Source organism: Enterobacter sp. CC120223-11 (genome assembly GCF_900215375.1).
GTDB lineage: Bacteria > Pseudomonadota > Gammaproteobacteria > Enterobacterales > Enterobacteriaceae > Scandinavium.
Genome location: NZ_OBEF01000007.1, coordinates 171,642 through 195,952, shown reverse-complemented (window position 1 = coordinate 195,952; position 24,311 = coordinate 171,642). Strand labels below are relative to the sequence as shown.

The following is a 24,311-nucleotide window of genomic DNA, read 5'->3' as shown; positions in this document are numbered from 1 at the left end:
AAAAGTCCTTCATAATGACATTGTTTCAATTGGGCAAAACTTTCATAACCTTCCTGGAATACCTTAGAATAGTCGGCTAATACGCTTTCTACGAACCAGGACCCTCGCAATGAGCAAATCTGAGAATCTCTACAGCGCGGCGCGCGAACTGATCCCCGGCGGCGTCAACTCGCCGGTACGCGCCTTTACCGGCGTTGGCGGCACCCCACTGTTTGTTGAGCGCGCTGATGGTGCGTATCTGTACGATGTGGACGGCAAAGCCTACATCGATTACGTCGGTTCCTGGGGCCCGATGGTGCTGGGTCATAACCACCCGGCCATCCGCGACGCGGTGGTTGAAGCCGCCACGCGCGGCCTGAGCTTCGGCGCGCCCACCGAGATGGAAGTCAAAATGGCGGAGCTGGTCACCGAACTGGTGCCGACCATGGACATGGTACGTATGGTGAACTCCGGCACCGAAGCCACCATGAGCGCCATCCGTCTGGCGCGCGGCTTCACCGGCCGCGGCAAAATCATCAAGTTTGAAGGCTGCTACCACGGCCACGCCGACTGCCTGCTGGTGAAAGCGGGCTCCGGCGCGCTGACCCTCGGCCAGCCGAACTCCCCGGGCGTACCTGCGGATTTCGCAAAGCATACGCTGACCTGCACCTATAACGATCTGGATTCCGTTCGTGCCGCGTTTGAGCAGTATCCGCAAGAGATTGCCTGCATCATCGTGGAACCCGTCGCGGGCAACATGAACTGCATCCCGCCACAGCCGGAATTCCTGCCGGGGCTGCGCGCGCTATGCGATGAGTTTGGCGCGCTGTTTATCATTGATGAAGTCATGACCGGTTTCCGTGTTGCGCTCGCGGGCGCACAGGATTACTACGACGTGGTGCCCGATCTCACCTGTCTGGGCAAAATCATCGGCGGCGGCATGCCGGTGGGTGCGTTTGGCGGACGTCGCGACGTGATGGAAGCCCTGGCCCCGACGGGCCCTGTATACCAGGCGGGTACGCTCTCCGGTAACCCAATCGCCATGGCCGCAGGTTTTGCCTGTCTGACGGAAGTCGCCCAACCGGGCGTGCACGAAACCCTCACCAGCCTGACGAACCAGCTGGCGGACGGTCTGCTGCGTGCCGCGCACGAAACCGGCATTCCTCTGGTGGTAAACAACGTGGGCGGCATGTTCGGGATCTTCTTCACCGAAGCGAAAACCGTGACCTGCTATGCCGACGTGGTGAAGTGCGACGTGGAACGTTTCAAGAAGTTCTTCCATCTGATGCTGGAAGAAGGCGTGTACCTTGCGCCATCGGCGTTTGAGGCGGGCTTTATGTCCGTGGCGCACAGCAAAGAAGATATCAATAAAACAATTGATGCGGCTCGTCGGGTATTTGAAAAGCTGTAATGATCGATGCGGCCTGATGCCCTCTCCCACGGGAAGAGGGTGTAAATACTAAAAACGGCAACCAAGGTTGCCGTTTTGCATTTTTACCGACTCTGCTTCCTCAGCAAATAGATAAAGTACGGCGCGCCGATAAACGTCGACAGCAGCCCCGCCGGGATCTGGTACGGGAACAGCAGCATACGGCCACACCAGTCCGCAATGACTAACATAATGCCCCCAACTAGCGCCGACAGGATCATGTGCGGCATCGTACGGCGGAAGCCCATCATTCGCGCAATGTGCGGCGCCATCAGGCCGATAAAGCTCAGCGGACCGATGGTCATCGTGGCGGTTGCCGTCAGGCTCGCAGCCAGCAACAGAAGCAGCACGCGGCTCGGCGTTAACGCTATCCCGACCGCTCGCGCCGTATCGCCACCGAGCGGCAGAATCGTCAGCCAGCGGCGGCAGAGCGGTGTCAGAGCCAACAGGACGATCATCACCAGCCCGGTACGCCAGACCTGCTCGTAAGAGGCGTTATACGTCGAACCTGAAATCCAGGTAAGGATTTGCGCCATGCGCGGATCGCCGCTCGCCTGAAGCATCATCAGCAGCATAGTGAACGCGGTGCTGAGCGCCATCCCCGCAAGCAGCATCCGGTGTGGCGAAAAACCGCCCCGCCCGGCCGCAATCAGAATGATCATCAGCGTTACCGCCGCGCCCAGGCTCCCCGCAGGCAGCAGCCAGCCAAAAGCGTTGCCCGGCACGAAGAACAGCATCAGCACCACGCCGAACGCCGCACCGGAAGAAATCCCCAGCACTTCAGGGCTGGCCATCGGGTTGCCGGTCAGGCGCTGGATAATGCACCCTGCCACCGCCAGCATCATCCCGGCGATCAGCGCGGCAAGAATGCGCGGCGCGCGCCACTCCATCAGCGCGTTAAGCAGTTCGCCATTTGCCCAGTGCCAGCCGTGCGCATCGCGCCCCAGCGTCAGGGCAACGTACATCCCCAACAGCAGCACAGCCAGACCGATTAACGACCAGGTCAGCACGCGCTGACGCTCAACGTACACTCTGTCGCCCGCATCCATCGCTGGCGCGCTGATACTGCGCAGACGCGGCAGCAGCCACAGCAGCAGCGGCGCGCCAATCAGCGCCGTTACCGACCCCGTAGACACTTCCATCCACACGGTAGAAAGCCAAAGGATAATTTGGTCGGACAGCCAGAGGATCAGCGCCCCGATCAGCGGCGCGAGCATAAGGCGTGCCAGCAAGCGCCGTGCACCGAGCATCTTGGCCAGCAGCGGCGCGAACAGGCCGATAAAGCCGATAATACCCACGGCATTAACCAGCAGCGCACTGATGACAATCGCCAGCGTCAGGGCACCAAGGCGTGCAAGCGACAGCGCCAGGCCAAGATTGCGGGCTACGCCGTCGTCCAGCCCCATTAACGTTAGCGGACGCAGCAGAAGCAGCGTCAGCATCACGCCGCCGAGCAGCTGTGGCCAGAGCTGATGCACCACGCTCCAGTCGGTTTGCGTCAGGGTGCCGGTGCTCCACAGGAACATGCTTTGCAACTGATCGTGATGGAAAATCACCAGCAGCTGATTCACCGCGCCGCAGTACATGCTGACGACCAGCCCGGCGAGGATCAACGTCACCGGTGAGAGACGCTTGCCCCAGGAGACGCCGAATACCAGCGCTCCAACGATGCAGGCCCCCGCCAGGGCAGCAAACTGCGTGGAAAACGCACCTGGCAACGCAAACAGCGTAGTGATGGTGATCCCGAGCTGTGCGCCGGTTGCCACGCCGAGCGTGGTCGGTTCCGCTAACGGGTTGCGCAATACCTGCTGGAACAGCACGCCAACCAGCCCGAGCCCTGCGCCTACCAGCAGTGAAATCACCACGCGCGGGAGCAAACTGTAATGGAACAGCATCTGGCGGATGCTGTCGACGTCCGGCTGCCAGAGCGCTTCACGCCACTGCGCGCGAGGCAGCGCAACGTTAAAGTTGTGCCAGCTCAGCCAGGCCGAAATCACAAACAGCACCAGAAGGAGCAACGCCGGGAAACGCGCGATGCGCGGGCTCATGCTTTGCCTCCCAGGGCGTTATCCAGAATGCGAACAAAATTCATCACCGAGAGCGTCGCGCCGTAGAACCACACGGCGGGCACGCGCTGGAATCGCTGCTGGCGAACAAACGGCATCGCCTGCCACAGCGGCGTCGCCATCAGCTTTTGCATGTCAGCTTCATTGCCGTGATCGAAGCAGATAACGTCGGCGTCTTTGAACTCGCCGAGCCTGTCGATACCGACCACCTGGCTGCCCCAGAAGTTGGTTTCGCCCTGCCAGGCGTTCACGATGCCGTAATCATCAAGGATCTGCTGGAATAGGCAGTTGGGCCCGAAAGCCAGTACGTGGCGGGCATCGAGCAGCGTAATCATCAGTAGCGGGCGGCTGCCGCGGGCGGCAAAGCGTGGTTTACGCTGGGCCACAAATTCGTCGAAATGCGTGAGGTGAGCGTGAGCCTGATTTTCCATGCCCAGCAGCTGCCCCATTTCGACGAGCGACTGGCGAGCGTTAGTGAGCGGGTGCTTACCATCGCTGAAATTAAAGCCGCGCCCCGGGGCGATACGCGCCAGCTTTTCCGGTGACGGGCCATAACCTGCCGACCACACCATGTACGACGGTTTCATTTCGGTCAGCAGTTCGAGATTGGGTTCAGTGCGCAGGCCAACGTCAATCACCGAGGCTGGTAGCCCAGGTTCGTTCACCCACAGGTTGTAATTGGGAATGTCGGCGACGCCATAAGGCGTGACGCCCAGCGCCAGCAGCAGTTCGACCGGCAGCCATTCGAGGGCTACGATCCGCTGCGGATCCACTGCGGCAGCGTGCGCGCTTTTCATCTGCCAGAGCAGAGGCGACAGGGCCATCGCCGTCAGCAAACGACGACGGCTAATCAGATGTGAGTTAGTCATCAGTAAACAAAACTTACCGGGGCGGCGCCTGCGGGATGCGGCAGGATGCCCATTGGAATGCCGTAAATCTGTTCGAGCGTTTCACCACGCATCAGCGTCTCTGGCGTGCCCTGAGCGATCATTTCGCCGCCGCGCAGCGCCACAAGATAGTCGCAGTAGCGTGCCGCCATGTTGATGTCGTGCAGCACGGCAATCACCGTTAAGCCGCGCTGCTGGCTGAGGCGATGCACCAGCGCCAGCACATCAACTTGATGAGCGATATCCAACGCGGATGTAGGTTCATCAAGCAGTAAGCAACGGCTGTCCTGCGCCACCAGCATTGCAATCCATGCACGTTGGCGTTCACCGCCGGAGAGGCTGTCCACCAGACGATGGGCCAGCGGCTTCAGGCCGACTAACGCTATGGCCTCTTCCACTTTCTCACGATCCGCCACGCCGAAGCGCCCCAGCGCCCCGTGCCACGGATAGCGACCAATCGCCACCAGCTCGCGCACCGTCATGCCTTCCGCCTGCGGTAACTGCTGCGGCAGATAAGCCACTTTGCGGGCAAAGGCTTTGCTGTTCCAGCTCTCCAGCGGCTGCCCGTCGAGCATAATCTCGCCCTCAGATGGCGGCTGGTGACGGCCCAACATTTTCAGCAGCGTGGATTTTCCGGAACCGTTATGGCCGATAAGGCCAGTCACTTTTCCCGGAGGGAAGGTCAGCGAAAGCGGGTGCAGCAGCGTACGGCCTGGCACACGGAAGGTGACCGCGTTCAGGGCGAACGTGGTGTCGGTCTGAGATGTGGTGTCCTGCATAACGGCCAACTTGTTAAAAGGGCACGGCGAACCGTGCCCAAAGACGAGATTAGAAACGGAAGGTGGCGGTGGCCACAACCTGACGCTCCGCGCCCCAGAAGCAACCGTAAGTATTGAAGCAGCTTGCCACGTATTCACGGTCGAACAGGTTGTTTACATGAAGCGCCACGTTGGAACCTGCCATGTTGAAGCGAGCCAGGTCATAACGTACCAGTGCATCTACCACCGTGTAACTGCCCACCTTGAAGGAGTTCGCCGGGTCGCCGTAGCTGGAACCGGTTAAGCGACCGCCGGTGCCTAAGGTCAGGCCTGAAAGCACGCCATCATAGAAGGTATAGTCGCCCCACAGAGAAGCCATGTGTTTTGGCACCTGCGCCGGTGTGTTGCCCTTGTAGTTGGTGTCGGTGGTGTACTGTGCATCCGTGTAGGTATAGGAGCCTACAACGTTAACGCTGGCAGACAACGCCGCTTTGGCTTCAATTTCAACGCCGCGGGAACGGATTTCGCCGCCCTGAACGGAGAAGAATGAACCCGCCGGGTCGGCCATCAGGTTATTGGTCTTCGTCAGCTGATAAACCGCACCGGTGATAACGATAGGACGATCGTTTGGAACATACTTCACGCCCGCTTCGTACTGCTTGCCTTTCGACGGTGCGAACAGTTTACCCTGTGCATCGGTTTGTGAGGCTGGCTCGAAGGATTCGCTGTAGCTGAAATATGGCGTCACACCGTTATCAAACAGGTAGTTAACACCGCCACGCCAGGTGAACTGCTTATCGTCACGCTCTGAAGTTGTACCCGCCACGCGGTTAAAGGAACTCTGATCGGCCCAGTCATAACGGCCACCCAGGGTCACTAACACCTTATCCCACTGCGCCTGGTCCTGAACGTACAGGCCCGTTTGCTTCTGACGGTTCAGTACCTGATAAGCGCCTGAGTTAGACGGATCTTTCGAGTTGAAATCGAAGTCAGTATAGACCGGGTTGTACAGATCCAGCAGTGGAACGGAGCCGTCGTAACCAAACCAGGAGTTGATGTCGTTACGCATACGCATAAAGTCAACGCCCGTCAGCAAGGTATGGTCGACGTCACCGGTCGCAAATTTGCTCTGCAGCTGCGTATCAACGTTAAAGTTTTGCAGCTTTTCATTATCGACAACGTATTTACGCGCCAGGTAATGGCCTTTGTCTTCCGGCGCTAACGCTGAGCAAAGCGCATTGAAGCTGTTTGCAGGATCGGAACAGACGCCATAGCCGTACACGCTGTTTTGAGAGGTTTTGTTCTCAGCAAAACGCAGGTTCTGACGTACGGTGAAAGTGTCGTTAAACTCGTGGTCGAAGCTGTAGCCAACCATCTTCTCGTTACGAGAATAGGTATTGTTGTTCGCCCCTTCGTTGAAATCGGTAGGCAGACGACTGCCGTTTGGCAGCGGTTGAACAGTCCCCTCTTTTGGCAACCAGCCGTAGTAGCCTGTATCAGGCTCATTCTGGAAATAAGAGAGGAAGGTGAAATTGGTCTTATCATCCGGACGCCAGGAGAACGATGGCGCGATGGTGTAACGCTGCTCTTCTGCACGCTCTTGTTGCGCATTGTTGGAACGCGCAAGGCCCGTTAAGCGATAGGAATATACGCCGTTATCGTCGATGGCATCGCTGAAATCGAAGCCCGTCTGCAGCAGGTTATCGGTTCCTACTTTGAACTGAATTTCCTTCAGCGGCTCCGTCGTCGGGCGCTTACTGACCATGTTCAGCAAACCGCCAGGGCTGCTTTTTCCGTACAGAACGGATACCGGGCCACGCATAATTTCAGCGCGCTCCAGCATGTAAGGATCAACGACCGCATCGTTGTAGAAGTTGCCCTGCAGCTTCATCCCATCCAGATAGTTGTTCTGGCTTTGCCCATCAGCGGCAAAACCGCGGATAACAAGGTAGTCATAGGTGTTGGAAGCACCACGCGTCCCTACGGCAACACCCGGGGTATAGCTCAGCGCTTCTTTAACTGAGCGAGGCTGGTGCAGCGCCATCTCTTCGGCAGTGACGACGGAGATAGACTGAGGAACTTTTTGAATAGGGGTATCGGTTTTGGTACCGGTCGCAGACTGGCGTGCAGCAATTGTCGCCGCAGGCCCCCACGCGCTTTCCGTTGGGGCAGGAGCGGCCGTTACGGTGATGGTTTCTTCTTTTGGTTGTGTTGCCGCATGTGCAAAAGCAGACATGCCGCCGACCGCTGTGGCTACTACCACGGCAAGCTTACGCAACGAGGTATTGACTGGCTGAGCAGTGTTGAGACGCGCCATTGTTGTTCTCTGATGATATTGAGTGAATGATAACGTAAACGAGAATTATTATTATGCCCGCAGAATAATAGGCGAAACGCGGAAGGCATAGCAAGCGGAATACGCCCCTACCAGAATTGAGGGTTTAAAAAATAACCTGAGGGTTGGTAAGGAGTTATGAGAAAGTTAACGCGAGGTTTGAAAAACCCTCTCCCTGACGGGAGAGGGTTAAGGCTTAGTTACCGCCGAACATGTCTTTGATCCAGCCCGCTACACCGTCGCTCTTCTCCTGCTGCGCGGGTTGCTGTTGCTGCTGCGGCTGCTGCTGAGGCTGCTGGGTACCGCCGCTGAACGGGTTATTATCCTGCTGCTGCTCCTGCATCGCCTGGCTCTGCTGGCAGAGCTGATCTGGGTTGGTGGTCCAGACAGGAAGCTGACGCATCCCGCCACCGCCGCAGATAAAGTTGCCGTTGTCATCGACGCCCATATTGACGATATCTTCCGGCGCCGTCAGATCCAGTGGGATCGGCGACTCGTTAGACAGATAGCGCTGGTAGATGGACATCGCGCCGCTGGCACCGTAGAGCTTCGTCGGCTGGTTGTTATCGCGACCCACCCAGGTGATCACCACTTCACGACCGTCGATTCCGGCAAACCAGGTATCGACGTTGTTATTGGTGGTCCCGGTTTTCCCTGCCAGGTGCAGGTTCGGGTATTTCGCGCCCAGCTGACGACCAGTCCCGCGCTGCACAACCTGCTGCATGGTCCACAGGGTCATGTAAGCAGCCTGGGCAGGAACGGCGCGTTCCGCCTGCGGATAGCTCTGATAGAGCACGGTGCCGTCTTCAGCGATCACCGAACGCAGCGCAGAAAGCGTCGCGCGGTTACCGCCGCTGGCGATGGTCTGGAACGCCTGCGCGACTTCGATTGGCGTCAGGTTCAGCGCCCCCAGCAGCATCGCCGGTACGGCATTGAGCTGATCTTTCGGCGCGCCAAGCTTCTGCCAGGTGTCGATCACGGCTGGCAGACCGTTCGCCATCCCGAGATTTACCGTCGGTACGTTCATGGAACGCGTCAGTGCGTCCACAAGCATCACCTGCCCGCTGAAGCGCTTATCATCGTTCTGCGGCGACCAGGTCTGGCCGTTAGAAAGATGAATAGTCACTGGCGCATCGGCAATCCAGGTGTTCAGTCGATAGGTGTTCGGCTGGCTCAGCGCGGTCAGATAGGTGGCCGGTTTCGCCAGGGAACCAATCGAACGGCGCGCCTGCATCGCACGGTTGTAGCCTGCAAACTGCGGCTCTGCCCCGCCGACCATCGCACGTACTTCGCCGGTCATTCGGTCGACAATCACCATCGCCGTTTCGAGGTCGGCAAGCTTACGCTGCTTCTTCAGCACCGGAATGCCTTCGGTGGCCGCTTTTTCAGCCGCGTCCTGGGCGACGGAGTCGAAGGTGGTAAAGATTTTCACGCCGGAAAGATCTTTCACCTTGTCGCCGAGCTTCGCCTGCAGCTCCTGACGCACCATCTGCATAAAGGCAGGCTGCGGCGAAATCACGCCGCCGCGCGGCTGCACGCCCAGTGGACGGGCGCTCAGCATGTCGTACAGTTCCTGATCGATAACCTTCTGCTGCTGCAGCAGGCGCAGGACCAGGTTACGACGCTCCAGCGCCAGTTTCGGGTTACGCCACGGGTTGTAGATCGACGCCCCTTTCACCATGCCCACCAGCAGCGCCTGCTGGTCAAGGCTCAGCTCTTCCACCGGACGGCCAAAGTAGTAAAGGCTCGCCAGCGGGAAGCCGCGGATTTCATTGTCGCCGCTCTGACCGAGGTACACCTCGTTCATGTACAGCTCAAGAATGCGATCTTTGCTGTAGCGCGCGTCCATGATCAGCGCCATGTACGCTTCGTTCGCTTTACGCCAGTAGGAGCGTTCGCTCGAGAGGAACAGGTTTTTGACCAGCTGCTGCGTCAGGGTACTTGCGCCCTGCACCGTGCGCCCTGCCGTCAGGTTCGCCAGAACCGCACGCCCCATCGAGTAGAAGCTGATGCCGTCATGCTCGTAGAAGTGACGGTCTTCGGTGGCGATCAGCGTGTCGATCAGCAAATCCGGGAAACCGCTGCGCGGCACAAACAGACGCTGCTCGCCGTTTGGCGACGACATCATGGTGATAAGACGCGGATCGAGACGGAAGAAACCGAACTGGCGGTTGTTATCCATGTTGGTGATCGAATCCAGACGATCGCCGTCGAAGGTCAGACGCGCACGCACCTGCCCTTCTTTACTGTCCGGGAAATCGAACGGGCGGCGGATCATCTCGATGCTGTTCGCCTGCACGGTGAACTCACCCGGACGCGTCATCGCCGTCACCTGACGATACTGCGTCGCGGTCAGCAGGCGCACCATCTCACCTTTGCTGATCGACATATCCGGCTCGAGGCTGACCATACGGCCATAAACTGCCGCCGGCAGTTGCCACACTTTACCGTCGATTCGGCTGCGAATTTTTTGGTCCAGGTAGACGCCATAAATCGCCATCAGCACCGCAAAGACGATGCCAAGCTTCACCAGCAGCCAGAACCTGCCGTGCTTACGCCGTGGTTTTTTACCTTTGCCTTTCCCGTTGCGCGGCATGGGCTCATCTTCCTCATCATCGTAATCGTCGTCGTCGTACTCATCGTCCCGAAGACGACGACGGCTAATCTTTTGCTTTGCCGGCCGCGCAGGCTTGCCTTTGCGTCCAATCGGCTCGCGGTCATTCCCCGCCATACATTTTCTCCGCTAAATTCAGGCGTAAGCGCCTGATTCTCTTTTCTTTCACCCAAAGGTGAAAGAAGAAATCTCTCAAAATAAACTGCAAACGCTTTTCAACGAAAAGCGTTTTAGTGTTTGCACCCTCTCGAGGTAAACAGCAAGGCGTGCCTTTCGTGTTTGCTCCCTCTCCCTGTGGGAGAGGGTTGGGGAGAGGGCATCAGACCGCACAATTTTCCCCCTCTCCCAAAATCACGAATACTTCTTCGTGCGCCGCGTCGGCGCCGTATTCGCCGGATCGTCCGGCCAGACGTGCTTCGGGTAGCGCCCTTTCATCTCTTTTTGCACTTCGCGATACGCCCCGGCCCAGAATGCGCTCAAATCGCGCGTAATCTGCAACGGTCGCTGCGCCGGGGAAAGCAGCTCCAGCACCAGCGCCACGCGGCCCTGAGCAATCGTCGGCGTGGCAGCTTCGCCAAACATCTCCTGCATCCGCACAGAGAGTACAGGCGGGTTATCGGCATCATAGCGCAGCGCTATCCGACTTCCGGTCGGCACAGTGTAATGCGTGGGTAACTCAGTATCCAGACGTTGTCGCAGTGACCAGGGCAGAAGCCCCTGTAATGCCTCACGAATATTCAGCGCCTTCAGGGCTTTGAGCGAATGCACGCCCGTCATGTGCGGCAGCAGCCATGACTCCAGCCCAGCCAGCAGCACCTCATCGTCCATTGCCGGCCACTCATCATCCGGCAGCCAGCGCGCGGCGCACTGAATACGCAAGCGTAGCTGCTCCGCCTCCGGCGTCCAGTTCAGTATGCTCAATCCTTTGTCACGAATGCCGTTGAGCATCGCCTGATGCAGCTCCTCCTCGGAGGGCTTCGCCAGCGGCTGGACTTTCACCGTCAGCTCGCCGATGCGGCTGCGACGCCAGGCCTTCAGCGTGCCCTGTTGTTCATCCCATTCAATGATGTCGGACTGCGTGAGCAGCGCCGGACAAGCCGCCACCAGGGCGTCAACATCCAGAGGCTGGGCCTGCAATATCCGCGCATCCGGCGACTGGCTGCCCTGCAACAGCAGCGGCGCAATCAGCCATTCATGGCGGCCCAGCGCATCGTCTACGTCGAGCATTGCGCCCATGCCGTTTGCCAGCTGATAGCGGCCTTCCTGACCGCGGCGACGGGCGATTCGGTCGGCAAAACCCTGCGCCAATAGCAGGGGTATTAGCCCGGCATCCGGCGAACCAGGGGCTGTATTCAGCCGCTGAACCAGCGCCCTAGCACGCTGCTGCCAGTTCGGCTGATTTCGCGCAAAGGCTGAGCTGAGATCGGCATTACCGCCTCGCGGTGGTTCTTCCAGAATCGCCGCCAGTTTTGCCGCCGTCGCCATTTCATCCGGGGTTTTCGCCGCAATCAGCATCGCCGCCAGGCGCGGGTCGTTGCCGATGGACGCCATCTTCTGCCCCTGCGGCGTCAGCTGCTTGCCGTCATAAGCGCCGAGCTGTGACAGCAACCTGCGCGCAGCCGCCAGATTGGTTTCAGGCGGCTGATCCAGCCAGCTAAGCTGCGCCGGATCCTGACAGCCCCACTGCAACAGTTCGAGCATCAGCCCACACAGGTCGCTTTGCAGAATCTCAGGCTCACCCTGAAGCGCCGCACGTTCGGCCTGCTCTTTGCCAAGCAGATGCAGGCCGATCCCCGGTTCCAGACGCCCCGCTCGCCCGGCACGCTGCGTCATTGATGCCTGGCTCACTCGCTGTGTGACCAGACGGGTCAGCCCGCTACGAGGGTCGAAACGCGCCACGCGCTCCTGAGCGCAGTCCACCACCAGCCGGATGCCTTCGATGGTCAGGCTGGTTTCGGCGATATTGGTTGCCAGCACCACTTTTCGCGTGCCTTTTTCCGCCGGGAGAATCGCTTTGCGCTGATCGGCGAGCGACAGTGCTCCATAAAGCGGGCAAAGCACGACATCCGTTCCCACTCGCCCGGCGAGCTGCTCCGCCACGCGCTGAATCTCTCCGACGCCCGGCAGAAACAGCAGCAACGAACCAGACTCCTGGCGCAGCAGTTCTGCCGTCGCCACAGCCACGGCTTCATCAAAACGCTGGTGTGTGGGCAATGCCTGATAGCGCCGCTCCACCGGGAACGCACGACCTTCCGAGGCAATGACCGGTGCGTCCGGCAACAGCGTTTGCAGGCGGGCGTTGTCGAGCGTGGCTGACATGATCAGCAGTTTGAGATCGTCCCGCAGACCGCCCTGGACGTCGAGCAGCAGTGCCAGCGCCAAATCGGCCTGTAAGCTGCGCTCGTGGAATTCATCGAGGATCACCAGCCCCACGCCGCTGAGTTCAGGATCGCGCTGGATCATGCGCGTCAAAATCCCTTCGGTCACCACTTCCAGCCGCGTGTTCTTACCCACGCAGGTTTCCGCCCGCATCCTGTAACCGACCGTCTCGCCTGGCTTTTCATTCAGCAATTCGGCCAGACGCTGGGCAACGTTACGTGCCGCCAGTCTGCGCGGCTCCAGCAGGATGATTTTGCCTTCAATAACACCCGCCTGAAGCAGCTGAAGCGGCAGCCAGGTGGATTTACCGGCCCCGGTGGGCGCATTGAGCAGCACCTGTGGCGCGCGGGTGAGTGCTTCGAGCAGTTCGGGAAGGATGGCGGCGACGGGCAGTGACGACACAACGGACTCCGGTGGGTGACTTTAGAGGGCCCGGCATTGTAGCATTGCGCCAAATCATTACCGAGTCCCTCGCATGTCTGAACCCAAAAGACTGTTTTTCGCCCTCGAACTTCCCGACGACGTGCAGCAGCAGATTATCCACTGGCGAGCCGCAAATTTTCCCGCCGACAGCGGACGCCCGATCGCGGCGGCGAACCTGCATCTGACGCTGGCGTTTCTCGGTGAGGTGAGCACTGAAAAGCAGCGGGCGCTGGCGGCGATGGCCGGACGCATTCGCCAGCCGGGTTTTGCCCTGGAGTTAAACGACGCGGGGCAATGGCTGCGTTCGCAGGTGGTGTGGCTCGGCACGCGCCAGCCTCCTCGTGGATTACTCCAGCTGGCGAATATGCTGCGCGCTCAGGCCGCACGCAGCGGCTGTTACCAGAGCCCACTGCCGTTTCACCCTCACATCACGTTGATGCGCAACACAGCCCATGCGGTCCCCATTCCCGCGCCGGGTTTTAGCTGGAAAGTACCCGTCACAGAGTTCGGTCTCTACAGCTCCGAATTTTCCCGCGGTCGCACCCGCTACACCCGGCTTGAACGCTGGACGCTGAACGATAAATAAGGACGCCTATGCAGTTTTCGCCCCCGCTCAAACCCGCCCGTTTGCTCCAGCGCTATAAGCGCTTTCTGGCCGACGTGGTCACGCCTGAAGGCGAAGAACTTACTTTGCACTGCCCGAACACCGGGGCAATGACCAGCTGCGCGACGCCTGGCGATACCGTCTGGTATTCCACGTCGGACAGCAAAACGCGGAAATATGCCCATACCTGGGAAGTGACGGAAACGCAAAATGGAGCGTTTATTTGCGTGAACACGCAGCGGGCCAATCAGCTGGTGAAGGAAGCACTCCTGTTGGAAAACATTCCTGAACTTACCAATTACAGTGTATTGAAAAGTGAAGTGAAATACGGTGAAGAGCGCAGCCGGATTGATTTTCTGCTACAGGCAGAGAACCGCCGCAACTGCTATATTGAAGTGAAATCGGTTACGTTGGCGGAAGAAGAGTACGGTTATTTTCCCGATGCGGTGACAGAACGTGGCCAGAAGCATTTGCGAGAGTTGATGGGGGTGGCGGCCTCAGGCGATCGTGCCGTGGTGTTATTTGCGGTCCTTCACTCTGCCATTACCCGTTTTTCACCCGCGCGCCATATCGATGCTAAATACGCGCAATTGTTGAATGAGGCACAAAACAAGGGGGTCGAAATTCTGGCTTATAAAGCGGAACTTTCTGCCGATAATATGACTCTGATAGAGCCGTTACCCGTGGTGCTATCCCCGGAGATAACGACTGAACAATAAGTGTGCTGGTCGCGTGCGCAAATACGCTTTTCCTCACAGGGTTGTCAAGTGTAACGTTTAGACAATTGCTATCCTGAAAAGCATCTGCTATTTATAGCGGCCTGATTTTTCCCCCACATGGGGATCGATAGTGCGTGTTAAGGAGAAGCAACATGCAAGAAGGGCAAATCCGTAAAACATCGTCCCTGAGTATTCTCGCCATCGCTGGGGTGGAGCCATACCAAGAGAAGCCGGGTGAAGAGTATATGAACGAAGCCCAGCTGTCTCACTTCAAGCGTATTCTTGAAGCGTGGCGTAACCAACTCAGGGATGAAGTTGATCGTACCGTGACACACATGCAGGATGAAGCTGCCAACTTCCCGGACCCGGTAGACCGTGCGGCCCAGGAAGAAGAGTTCAGCCTCGAACTGCGTAACCGTGACCGTGAGCGTAAGCTGATTAAAAAGATCGAGAAAACGCTGAAGAAGGTCGAAGACGAAGATTTTGGCTACTGCGAATCCTGCGGAGTGGAAATCGGAATTCGTCGTCTGGAAGCGCGTCCAACTGCCGATCTTTGCATCGACTGCAAAACGCTGGCGGAAATCCGCGAAAAGCAAATGGCGGGCTAAGTCCCCCGATTGCATCATCACCATGGCGGGAGCACTTCCCGCCTTGTTCTTTTCTGAACCTGAGACATGGCAATTTCTGATTATATCGGGCGTTTTGCGCCTTCCCCTTCTGGTGAACTCCATTTCGGCTCTCTGATTGCCGCCCTCGGCAGCTATTTGCAAGCCCGCGCCCTGGAGGGAAAGTGGTTAGTTCGCATCGAAGATATCGATCCCCCCCGTGAAGTTCCCGGTGCCGCACAGACGATTCTGCGTCAGCTGGAACATTATGGTCTGCACTGGGATGGCGAGGTGCTGTGGCAATCTCAGCGCCACGAGGCCTACCGCGAAAGGCTCGCCTGGCTGCGCGAACAGGGCCTGAGCTATTACTGCACCTGCACCCGCGCACGTATTCAGAGCGTCGGCGGTATTTACGACGGCCACTGTCGTGAATTACACCTCGGCCCGCAGAATGCCGCACTGCGTTTGCATCAGACGCATCCTGTCCTGAATTTTCACGATGGCCTGCGCGGCAATATTGTCACTAACGAATCGCTCGCCCGCGAAGATTTTATTATTCATCGCCGGGATGGGTTATTCGCCTACAATCTGGCTGTCGTGGTCGACGACCATTATCAGGGCGTGACCGAAATAGTGCGCGGCGCAGATTTAATTGAACCAACGGTGCGGCAAATTTCTCTGTATCGCCATTTCGGCTGGGCGGAGCCTGACTATATTCATCTGCCGCTGGCGCTGAATCAGGAGGGCGCGAAATTATCCAAGCAGAATCACGCGCCCGCGTTATCCACCGGCGACCCGCGTCCGGAAATTATTCGGGCATTACAGTTTCTTAATCAGTCTATTGTTAATGAGTGGCAGGACTGCTCGCTTGAGAGCCTGCTGGCGAATGCGGTGGCAAACTGGAGCCTCCCGGCGGTAAAAGATTCTCAAACGCTCCCCGGTGAGCTATGATTAGCCGCAATTTTTTGTCCGCACGTCTTCCGACTGACACGATAACCGAGGTGTAACATTTTTACCCGAGTCGCTAATTTTTGCCGTAAGGTGCTAACCCGTGATGAAACCGGGGCTGAAACCGTCGACGTAAAACCTGAAATGACGGTCATTCCGCGTGAGCAGCACGCTATTTCCCGCAAAGATATCAGTGAAAATGCCCTCAAGGTGCTCTATCGCCTGAATAAAGCAGGCTATGAGGCTTATCTCGTCGGCGGTGGCGTACGCGACCTGCTGCTGGACAAAAAACCAAAAGATTTTGACGTGACCACCAGCGCCACGCCTGAACAGGTGCGTAAGCTGTTCCGCAACTGCCGTCTGGTCGGTCGCCGTTTCCGTCTGGCCCACGTGATGTTCGGCCCGGAAATTATTGAAGTCGCCACCTTCCGCGGCCATCACGATGGATCCCCGGACGATCGCGCCACCTCACAGCGCGGCCAGAACGGCATGCTGCTCCGCGACAACATCTTCGGCAACATCGAAGAAGATGCCCAGCGCCGCGACTTCACCATCAACAGCCTCTACTACAGCGTGGCGGATTTCACCGTTCGCGATTACGTCGGTGGCATGCGTGATTTGCAGGAAGGCATCATTCGCCTGATTGGCAACCCGGAAACCCGCTACCGTGAAGATCCGGTGCGTATGCTGCGCGCGGTGCGTTTCGCCGCCAAGCTGAACATGCGTATCAGCCCGGACACCGCCGAGCCCATTCCACGCCTGGCAACGCTTATCAACGACGTGCCGCCCGCGCGCCTGTTTGAAGAATCCCTGAAGCTGCTGCAGGCCGGTTACGGCTTTGAAACTTACAAGCTGCTGCGTGAATACAGCCTGTTCCAGCCGCTGTTCCCGACCATCACCCGCTACTTCACCGAAAACGGTGACAGCCCGATGGAGCGCATCATCAGCCAGGTGCTGAAAAATACCGATAACCGCATTCACAACGACATGCGCGTGAACCCGGCGTTCCTGTTTGCCGCCATGTTCTGGTATCCGCTGCTGGAAACCGCGCAGCGCATCGCGCAGGAAAGCGGCCTGGCCTATTACGACGCCTTTGCGCTGGCAATGAACGACGTGCTCGACGAAGGCTGCCGTTCGCTCGCCATTCCAAAACGCATTACCACGCTGGTGCGCGATATCTGGCAGCTTCAGCTGCGCATGTCTCGTCGTCAGGGTAAACGCGCCTGGAAGCTGATGGAGCATCCGAAATTCCGCGCTGCCTACGATCTGCTGGCGCTGCGTGCCGAAGCGGAAAGCAACCATGAGCTGCAACGTCTCACTCAGTGGTGGGGCGAATTCCAGGTGGCCGCGCCGCCAGCACAGAAAGATATGCTCAACGGCCTGGATGAAGAACCGGCCGCACGTCGTCGTCACCGCCGTCCACGCAAGCGCGCCCCGCGTCAGGGTGGCAACGCGTGACACGCGTTTATATCGCCGTCGGCAGCAATCTGGCTTCACCGCTCGATCAGGTGAATGCGGCGATCGCTGCGCTCGGCGAAATTCCACACACGGCAATAGCTGCCGTGTCGTCGTTTTACCGCACGCCTCCGCTCGGTCCGCAGGATCAGCCTGACTATCTCAATGCCGCCGTAGCGCTCGACACGGAACTGGAACCAGAAACCCTTCTGGACAATACCCAGCGCATCGAGCTCCAGCAGGGCCGCGTGCGGAAAGAAGAGCGCTGGGGGCCGCGCACGCTGGACCTCGATATCATGTTGTTCGGCGATCGCATCATCCATTCTGACCGCCTGACGGTGCCGCACTACGACATGCACAACCGTGGCTTTATGCTTTGGCCGCTGGCCGAAATCGCTGCGGATCTCATTTTCCCTGACGGCAAAACTCTGGCCTCTCTCCTGCAAACGCTTAACAGCGCAAAACCTGCTCACTGGTAAACGGCAAAACGATTGCCCGTGTGAATGTGACTGATACAATGCCGCAAGATTCGGCTTTCGTTATCAGGAAACGCTATGAAACCCACCACCATCTCCCTGCTGCAGAAATGCAAACAGGAAAAGAAACGCTTTGCCACCATCACCGCCTATGATTTCAGCTTTGCGAAACTGTTCGCCGATGCCGGGATCGACGTCATGCTGGTCGGCGACTCGCTGGGCATGACCGTGCAGGGTCATGACTCCACGCTGCCTGTAACCGTTGAAGATATCGCCTACCACACCCGCGCCGTGCGCCGTGGTGCGCCGAACTGCCTGCTGCTGGCGGACCTGCCGTTTATGGCTTACGCCACGCCGGAGCAGGCGTTTGAGAATTCCGCCGTGGTAATGCGTGCAGGCGCCAATATGGTGAAGCTTGAAGGCGGAGCCTGGCTTGCGCCAACGGTGAAAATGCTGGCTGAGCGCGCCGTGCCGGTGTGCGGGCATCTCGGTCTGACGCCGCAGTCGGTGAACGTGTTCGGCGGCTACAAGGTTCAGGGCCGTGGCGATGCCTCGCAAACCCTGTTTGACGATGCCCTGGCGCTGGAAGCCGCAGGCATTCAGCTGCTGGTGCTGGAGTGCGTGCCCGTTGCGCTGGCAAAACGCATTACCGAAGCGCTGACCATTCCGGTTATCGGCATCGGCGCGGGCAACGTGACCGACGGGCAGATCCTCGTGATGCACGATGCGTTTGGCATTACCGGCGGCCATATCCCTAAATTTGCCAAAAATTTCCTGACGGATGCGGGCGACATGCGCGCCGCCGTGCGGCAGTATATTGCCGAGGTCGAGTCCGGTGTCTATCCGGGTGAAGAACACAGTTTCCACTAAGGAGTTTGTTGTGCTGATTATCGAAACCCTGCCGCTGCTGCGTCAGCATATCCGTCGTCTGCGTCAGGAAGGCAAGCGCATCGCGCTGGTGCCGACCATGGGCAACCTGCACGATGGCCATATGAAACTCGTCGATGAAGCCAAAGACCGCGCCGACGTGGTGGTGGCCAGCATCTTCGTCAACCCTATGCAGTTCGACAGAGCCGACGACCTCGCACGCTACCCGCGCACGCTGCAGGAAGACTGCGAAAAGCTGAACAAGCGCAAAGTGGATTTCGTGTTCGCGCCTGCGCCAGCGGATATTTACCCGAAAGGCACTGACGCCCAGACCTTCGTCGACGTGCCGGGCATTTCCACTATGCTGGAAGGCGCCAGCCGCCCGGGCCATTTCCGTGGCGTCTCCACCATCGTCAGCAAGCTGTTCAACCTGGTACAGCCGGACGTGGCCTGCTTCGGCGAGAAGGACTACCAGCAGCTGGCTCTGATCCGCAAAATGGTCGCCGACATGGGCTACGACATTGACATCGTTGGCGTGCCAACCGTGCGCGCCAAAGACGGCCTCGCGCTAAGTTCCCGCAACGGCTACCTCACCAGCGATCAGCGCAAAATCGCGCCGGGTCTGAGCAAAGTGATGAACGGCATGGCGGAAAAAATCACAGCCGGTGACCGCGATATCGAAGAGATGATTGCCCTGGCGGAGCAGGAGCTGAACGACAAAGGCTTCCGCGCCGATGACATTCAGATCCGTGATGCCGACACCCTGCTTGAGCTGTCAGAAACCAGCCAGCGGGCGGTTATCCTGATGGCCGCATGGCTCGGTCAGGCGCGGCTTATCGACAACAAAACCGTTGAATTAAGCTGATAGACAAGGGTTAAAAAACGGGCAATACTGCCGTGAATTACGCCCGGCGGCACTTTCGCCTGCCGGGCCTACGTAGGTCGGGTAAGCGAAGCGCCACCCGACACAGCACCGTGAAGGTAAAGGTAAAGTTATGATTCGCACTATGCTGCAGGGCAAGCTCCACCGCGTTAAAGTCACTCATGCGGACCTGCATTATGAAGGCTCTTGCGCCATCGATCAGGATTTCCTGGATGCTTCGGGGATTCTGGAAAACGAAGCCATTGATATCTGGAACGTTAACAACGGTAAGCGTTTCTCCACTTACGCAATCGCGGCGGAACGTGGCTCGAAAATCATCTCCGTTAACGGCGCGGCGGCACACAACGCCGAAGTTGGCGACATTGTGATTATCGCAAGCTTCGTCACCATGTCCGACGCCGAAGCACGCAGCTGGCGTCCAAACGTTGCCTACTTCGAAGGCGACAACGAAATGAAGCGCACCGCAAAAGCCATTCCGGTTCAGGTCGCTTAAGCTTTACCCCTGCGGCTGATTGCTGATCAGCCGCGACATCGTCTCTAACGAATCCGTTCTTAAGATATACAAGCGCTTCAGTAAGAACGGATTATCGCCCGGTTTCACCTTCCCCTTCACCGTCGTCACCGCCAGATGAAAACCTGCGTCGTTCGCCGCCTGCACTGCCGTCGCGTTATAGCCGCCGAACGGGTATGAGAGGTACAGCACGTGCGGGTTGAATTGGGTTAACGCGCGACGGGAACGCTCGAAATCAAACAAAATGTTGTGATAGCTGCGGCTCAGCAGAATTGGCCGCCGGTATCCATCCACCCGGTGCAGGAAATGGGTGTGCGACTGAATATCAAACACGTCCTGAATTTGACGCAGCTCTGAGATGCTCATGAACTGTAGCGATTTCGGATCCCACTTTTGCGGATGGCGCTTGATGCGCGACGAGATGATAAAAGCCGTCGCCTTGAAGCCGTACTCCTTCAGAACCGGGTAGGCATAGCGATCGACCGACTTCAGGCCATCGTCAAAGGTGATCACCACCGAGCGCGCCGGAAGATTCATTTTATTGCGGATATAGCCTTCCAGCTGATACATCGTCAGGGTGGTGTAGCCCTGATCGCGCAGCCAGGTCATCTGGTTGCTGAACGCGCGCACGGAGGTTGTGGTGGAGGTATGGCGGAAACGGGTGTTCTCTTCATCGCGCAGAATGTGGTGGTAAGTCAGGATCGGAATGCCGTTGTCGAGCTGCGCATCGAGGCTGCTGACCCACGCCAGACGGTTGCCGATACGGATCTGAAACCAGGTCTGATTAAGGCGGTCTTTAAGCTTCGCCATCACCGGGTAGCGCAGGTTATCCGCCAGTACGCCAAAAGGTGCACTGCCTGCATTCGGGGCGTTATAGACCGGCGTGTCGCGCCAGGTGATGAGATTCTGATTGCTGAGCGGCTTGTTCAGGTCGCCGAGGCTGTCCTCCACCCGCTGGTTCCCCTGTACGGGTTCCAGGTGCCCTTTGTCGATAAACCCGGTGCCAAAGCCGAAGCTAAACTCGTAATAATCGGCCGCCGTAGGCACAACCGCGAGAATTTGCCCGGCGTGCACGTTGCCGACGGTGACGACATTATTCCCGACCTGCGCCCAAATGGTGGCATCTTCGGTGGTTTGCATGTAGCGGGCGGGTTGACCTTGCTGGCTCAGCAGGCTGGCAGAAGCCCCGCCAGAAAGGAGGATCAGAAGGGAGAATATAACGCGTATCAGCATGCGCTCTAACCGGTGCGATAAGTCAGCCGTTAGTGTAACAAATACCTCATCAATACCAACGCTTAATTCGCATACAGGTCATGCAGGAGAACAAAAGGTGGATTTTTTTGCTGCTGGTGCCAGAGGCTGCTGGCTTCAGGTCGCCCTTTCGCCACGATAGCATCGCGAAAGGCTTCGCTGCTGAGAATATCGCGAAACGGAAGCATAGATTCAATCAGTGGATAGCTGATACCGGAAATGACTTCACAGTGCGAATGCTTGTGACTCAGCAACGCGCCGACACGATAAGGCGCGTCTCCGGCGCTGTCGGTGAGAAAAATGACGCCGTCGCCGGTGTCGGTTTGATGCAGCGCATCACACATCATACGGCTGAGCATATTGGTGCTGAGCCCACGCCAGAAGGTCACCGCCCGGCAGTGCGGCAGCGCCCCATACTTTTTCTCCAGCCGATCCAGCAGCACCTGCGCCCGATCGTCATGGCAGGCAATCACCCAACCCAACATAGCTCATCTCCTTCGCAGGCAAGTAGTTTAGCGAAGTGAAGATTGCGCTGAGGTGCGATCGATCAAGGTTTGGGGCAGCCGGGCAACTGTGCGCTGCCCGGCGGGTCAGACAATCAGCTACGCAGGCCGCGCCCGCGCTGAATCAGGTACCAGCACAGCGCGTAAAACGCAATGATGAACACCACCAGCACTCCAACGGTGGTGAACAACGGCACGTCAGTAATACCCAGGAAGCCGAAACGGAAGCCGCTAATCATGTAGACAATCGGGTTCAGGTGCGACAGCGCCTGCCAGAAAGGCGGCAGCAGCGTCAGCGAGTAGAACACCCCGCCGAGGTAGGTCAGCGGCGTCAGCACGAAGGTCGGGATCAGGCTGATGTCATCAAACGTCTTGGCGAATACCGCATTCAGCAGGCCCGCCAGCGAGAACAGGATTGCCGTCAGCAGCAGCGTCAGCCCGACGAACAACCAGGAGTGCACCTGGAACGGTACGAAGAACAGCGAAATTGCCGTCACCAGAACCCCCACGCACAGCCCACGCGCTACGCCACCGCCAACGTAACCAGCAATAACGACATGCGTCGGCACCGGCGCCACCAGCAGCTCTTCAATATTGCGCTGGAACTTGGCGCTGAAGAACGATGAAGCCACGTTGGCATAGGCGTTGGTGATCACCGCCATCATAATCAGGCCCGGCACGATGAACTGCATGTAAGTGAAGCCATGCATGTCGCCAATGCGGGAACCGATCAGGTTGCCGAAAATAATGAAATAGAGGGTCATGGTGATGACCGGCGGCACCAGCGTTTGGATCCAGATCCGCATAAAGCGGTTAATTTCTTTGGCCCAGATACTTTTCAGCGCCACCCAATACAGCTGCATCATGCCTGCTCTCCTGTCTTACCCTGCACCAGCGTGACGAACAGCTCTTCCAGACGGTTGGCCTTGTTACGCATACTCAATACCTGCACGCCCTGCTCGCTCAGCTGCGCAAAGACGCTGTTGATGCCCTGCTCGCGCAGCACTTCCACTTCCAGCGTCGACGTATCAACCAGGCGGTACTGATAGCCTTCGAGCTTCGGCAGCGGGCTTTTCGCCGCCAGGTCCAGAATGAAGGTTTCCGACTTCAGCTTCGACAGCAGATTTTTCATCGAGGTGTTTTCCACCAGTTCACCGTGCTGAATAATGCCGATGTTACGGCACAGCATCTCGGCTTCTTCCAGATAGTGGGTGGTCAGAATGATGGTGGTGCCTTTATCGTTGAGATCCTTCAGGAACCCCCACATGGAGCGGCGCAGTTCGATATCCACGCCCGCGGTCGGCTCATCGAGGATCAAGAGCTTTGGCTCATGCATCAGCGCACGGGCAATCATCAGACGGCGCTTCATCCCGCCGGATAACATGCGCGCACGTTCGTTACGCTTTTCCCACAGATCGAGCTGTTTAAGGTACTTTTCGCTGCGAGTGACCGCTTCTTTACGCTCAACGCCGTAGTAACCCGCCTGATTGACCACAATCTGCTGGACGGTTTCAAACGGGTTGAAGTTGAACTCCTGCGGCACCAGTCCGAGCTGGCGCTTGGCGTTGACGACGTCCTTTTCGAGACTGTAGCCAAAGACGTTTACCTGCCCGGAGGTTTTGTTCACCAGTGAGCTGATGATCCCGATGGTGGTGGATTTCCCCGCGCCGTTCGGCCCGAGCAGAGCGTAAAAGTCTCCCGCCTCGACCGTCAGGTCGATACCGCGCAGCGCCTGCACGCCGCCCGGATAGGTTTTTTTAAGCTGTTTCAGTTCAAGTGCAATGGTCATTCATATTCTCTTTTTAAGATTTTGCCATCGATGTTTGGTTTTCAATAAAGCCCGGTTGACCTATATTAGCGCAACGCACTTATTGGGTTACAGGTCATCAACCTCCATGAACGACATAGATACACTCATCAGCAACAATGCACTATGGTCAAAAATGCTGGTGGAAGAGGATCCCGGTTTTTTTGAGAAGCTGTCGCAGGCTCAGAAGCCCCGCTTTCTCTGGATCGGCTGCTCCGACAGTCGCGTACCGGCGGAACGCCTGACCGGGCTGGAGCCGGGTGAGCTTTTTGTTCACCGTAACGTAGCAAACCTGGTTGTTCACACGGACTTAAATTGCCTGTCAGTCGTTCAGTATGCGGTAGATGTGCTGGAAGTCGAACACATCATCATTTGCGGCCACTACGGCTGCGGTGGCGTGCAGGCGGCTGTTGAGAACCCGGAGCTGGGCCTTATCAACAACTGGCTGCTGCACATCCGCGATATCTGGTTCAAGCACAGCTCACTGCTCGGCGAAATGCCGCAGGACCGCCGTATGGACACCCTCTGCGAACTGAACGTAATGGAGCAGGTTTATAACCTGGGCCATTCCACCATCATGCAGTCAGCGTGGAAACGCGGGCAGAAAGTGACTATCCACGGCTGGGCATACGGCATTCATGACGGCCTGCTGCGCGATCTTGACGTGACGGCCACCAACCGCGAAAGCCTGGAACAGGGCTACCGTAAAGGCATCTCCAACCTGCACACGCGTCATATCAATCACAAATAACATCTGTAAAAAAGCCGGGTGGCGGAAATAAATGCAAAACGGCAACTTCGGTTGCCGTTTT

The 24,311-nt window shown here is 57.9% G+C and carries 21 protein-coding genes; 11 read left to right on the top strand and 10 right to left on the bottom strand.

What is annotated here, in order from left to right; translation table 11 throughout:
* Window positions 1-109 precede the first annotated feature (109 nt).
* Window positions 110-1,390 (top strand): glutamate-1-semialdehyde 2,1-aminomutase, encoded by a 1,281-nt coding sequence (gene hemL / locus CRO87_RS10715; protein WP_097162929.1) that lies wholly within the window; start codon window positions 110-112, stop codon window positions 1,388-1,390.
* Window positions 1,391-1,473: 83 nt separating this feature from the next.
* On the opposite strand, the gene fhuB is transcribed toward hemL, so the two are convergent.
* The 6 genes from fhuB to hrpB form a co-directional block, all read right to left on the bottom strand.
* Window positions 1,474-3,456, bottom strand: a complete 1,983-nt coding sequence (gene fhuB, locus CRO87_RS10710; protein WP_097162928.1) for a Fe(3+)-hydroxamate ABC transporter permease FhuB — start codon at window positions 3,454-3,456, stop codon at window positions 1,474-1,476.
* Window positions 3,453-4,343: a Fe(3+)-hydroxamate ABC transporter substrate-binding protein FhuD gene (fhuD, locus tag CRO87_RS10705; RefSeq protein ID WP_097162927.1), complete on the bottom strand. Its 891-nt coding sequence runs from the start codon at window positions 4,341-4,343 to the stop codon at window positions 3,453-3,455. The genes fhuB and fhuD overlap by 4 nt, the downstream gene beginning before the upstream one ends.
* Window positions 4,343-5,140, bottom strand: a complete 798-nt coding sequence (fhuC, locus tag CRO87_RS10700) for a Fe3+-hydroxamate ABC transporter ATP-binding protein FhuC (protein WP_097162926.1) — start codon at window positions 5,138-5,140, stop codon at window positions 4,343-4,345. The genes fhuD and fhuC overlap by 1 nt, the downstream gene beginning before the upstream one ends.
* 49 nt (window positions 5,141-5,189) lie before the next feature.
* Window positions 5,190-7,436 carry a ferrichrome porin FhuA gene (gene fhuA / locus CRO87_RS10695; protein ID WP_097162925.1) on the bottom strand — a complete coding sequence of 749 codons (2,247 nt, stop codon included), beginning with the start codon at window positions 7,434-7,436 and terminating at the stop codon, window positions 5,190-5,192.
* A gap of 214 nt (window positions 7,437-7,650) precedes the next feature.
* Window positions 7,651-10,185: a bifunctional glycosyl transferase/transpeptidase gene (gene mrcB, locus CRO87_RS10690; RefSeq protein ID WP_097162924.1), complete on the bottom strand. Its 2,535-nt coding sequence runs from the start codon at window positions 10,183-10,185 to the stop codon at window positions 7,651-7,653.
* A 234-nt stretch (window positions 10,186-10,419) separates the two neighbouring features.
* Complete coding sequence (gene hrpB, locus CRO87_RS10685; protein ID WP_097162923.1) at window positions 10,420-12,849, bottom strand: ATP-dependent helicase HrpB; 2,430 nt, start codon at window positions 12,847-12,849, stop codon at window positions 10,420-10,422.
* 73 nt (window positions 12,850-12,922) lie between these two features.
* On the opposite strand from hrpB, the gene thpR reads away from it, so the two are divergent.
* The 9 genes from thpR (at window position 12,923) to panD (ending at window position 19,920) form a co-directional block, all read left to right on the top strand.
* The gene (thpR, locus tag CRO87_RS10680) at window positions 12,923-13,456 is read left to right on the top strand and encodes an RNA 2',3'-cyclic phosphodiesterase (protein WP_097162922.1); all 534 of its coding nucleotides are present in this window, start codon (window positions 12,923-12,925) and stop codon (window positions 13,454-13,456) included.
* Window positions 13,457-13,464: 8 nt separating this feature from the next.
* Window positions 13,465-14,193 carry a DNA/RNA nuclease SfsA gene (gene sfsA, locus CRO87_RS10675; protein ID WP_097162921.1) on the top strand — a complete coding sequence of 243 codons (729 nt, stop codon included), beginning with the start codon at window positions 13,465-13,467 and terminating at the stop codon, window positions 14,191-14,193.
* A gap of 152 nt (window positions 14,194-14,345) precedes the next feature.
* Entirely contained in the window at window positions 14,346-14,801 is a 456-nt protein-coding gene (gene dksA / locus CRO87_RS10670; protein ID WP_097162920.1) for an RNA polymerase-binding protein DksA, read from the top strand.
* A gap of 66 nt (window positions 14,802-14,867) precedes the next feature.
* Complete coding sequence (gluQRS, locus tag CRO87_RS10665; RefSeq protein ID WP_097162919.1) at window positions 14,868-15,749, top strand: tRNA glutamyl-Q(34) synthetase GluQRS; 882 nt, start codon at window positions 14,868-14,870, stop codon at window positions 15,747-15,749.
* 57 nt (window positions 15,750-15,806) lie between these two features.
* A complete protein-coding gene (gene pcnB, locus CRO87_RS10660; protein ID WP_097162918.1) occupies window positions 15,807-17,204 on the top strand; it encodes a polynucleotide adenylyltransferase PcnB in 1,398 nt (465 codons plus the stop codon).
* Window positions 17,201-17,680 (top strand): 2-amino-4-hydroxy-6-hydroxymethyldihydropteridine diphosphokinase, encoded by a 480-nt coding sequence (folK, locus tag CRO87_RS10655; RefSeq protein WP_097162917.1) that lies wholly within the window; start codon window positions 17,201-17,203, stop codon window positions 17,678-17,680. Before pcnB ends, folK begins: the two co-directional genes overlap by 4 nt.
* Before the next feature lie 75 nt (window positions 17,681-17,755).
* On the top strand, window positions 17,756-18,547 hold the full coding sequence (gene panB / locus CRO87_RS10650) for a 3-methyl-2-oxobutanoate hydroxymethyltransferase (protein ID WP_097162916.1): 792 nt from the start codon (window positions 17,756-17,758) through the stop codon (window positions 18,545-18,547).
* A gap of 10 nt (window positions 18,548-18,557) precedes the next feature.
* Entirely contained in the window at window positions 18,558-19,409 is an 852-nt protein-coding gene (panC, locus tag CRO87_RS10645; RefSeq protein ID WP_097162915.1) for a pantoate--beta-alanine ligase, read from the top strand.
* A gap of 130 nt (window positions 19,410-19,539) precedes the next feature.
* Window positions 19,540-19,920 (top strand): aspartate 1-decarboxylase, encoded by a 381-nt coding sequence (panD, locus tag CRO87_RS10640; RefSeq protein ID WP_097162914.1) that lies wholly within the window; start codon window positions 19,540-19,542, stop codon window positions 19,918-19,920.
* Between the two features lie 3 nt (window positions 19,921-19,923).
* Here the strand turns inward: panD and CRO87_RS10635 are convergent, their stop codons facing one another.
* The 4 genes from CRO87_RS10635 to CRO87_RS10620 form a co-directional block, all read right to left on the bottom strand.
* Window positions 19,924-21,171 (bottom strand): polysaccharide deacetylase family protein, encoded by a 1,248-nt coding sequence (locus tag CRO87_RS10635; RefSeq protein ID WP_097162913.1) that lies wholly within the window; start codon window positions 21,169-21,171, stop codon window positions 19,924-19,926.
* Window positions 21,172-21,233: 62 nt separating this feature from the next.
* Entirely contained in the window at window positions 21,234-21,674 is a 441-nt protein-coding gene (locus tag CRO87_RS10630) for a PTS sugar transporter subunit IIA (RefSeq protein ID WP_097162912.1), read from the bottom strand.
* 113 nt (window positions 21,675-21,787) lie between these two features.
* Window positions 21,788-22,558, bottom strand: coding sequence for an ABC transporter permease (locus tag CRO87_RS10625; RefSeq protein WP_097162911.1), 771 nt, complete (start codon window positions 22,556-22,558; stop codon window positions 21,788-21,790).
* Window positions 22,555-23,481 (bottom strand): ABC transporter ATP-binding protein, encoded by a 927-nt coding sequence (locus CRO87_RS10620; RefSeq protein ID WP_097162910.1) that lies wholly within the window; start codon window positions 23,479-23,481, stop codon window positions 22,555-22,557. The genes CRO87_RS10625 and CRO87_RS10620 overlap by 4 nt, the downstream gene beginning before the upstream one ends.
* A 106-nt stretch (window positions 23,482-23,587) precedes the next feature.
* Between CRO87_RS10620 and can the strand changes: the two genes are divergently transcribed.
* Window positions 23,588-24,250 (top strand): carbonate dehydratase, encoded by a 663-nt coding sequence (can, locus tag CRO87_RS10615; RefSeq protein ID WP_097162909.1) that lies wholly within the window; start codon window positions 23,588-23,590, stop codon window positions 24,248-24,250.
* The last annotated feature ends 61 nt before the right edge of the window (window positions 24,251-24,311 follow it).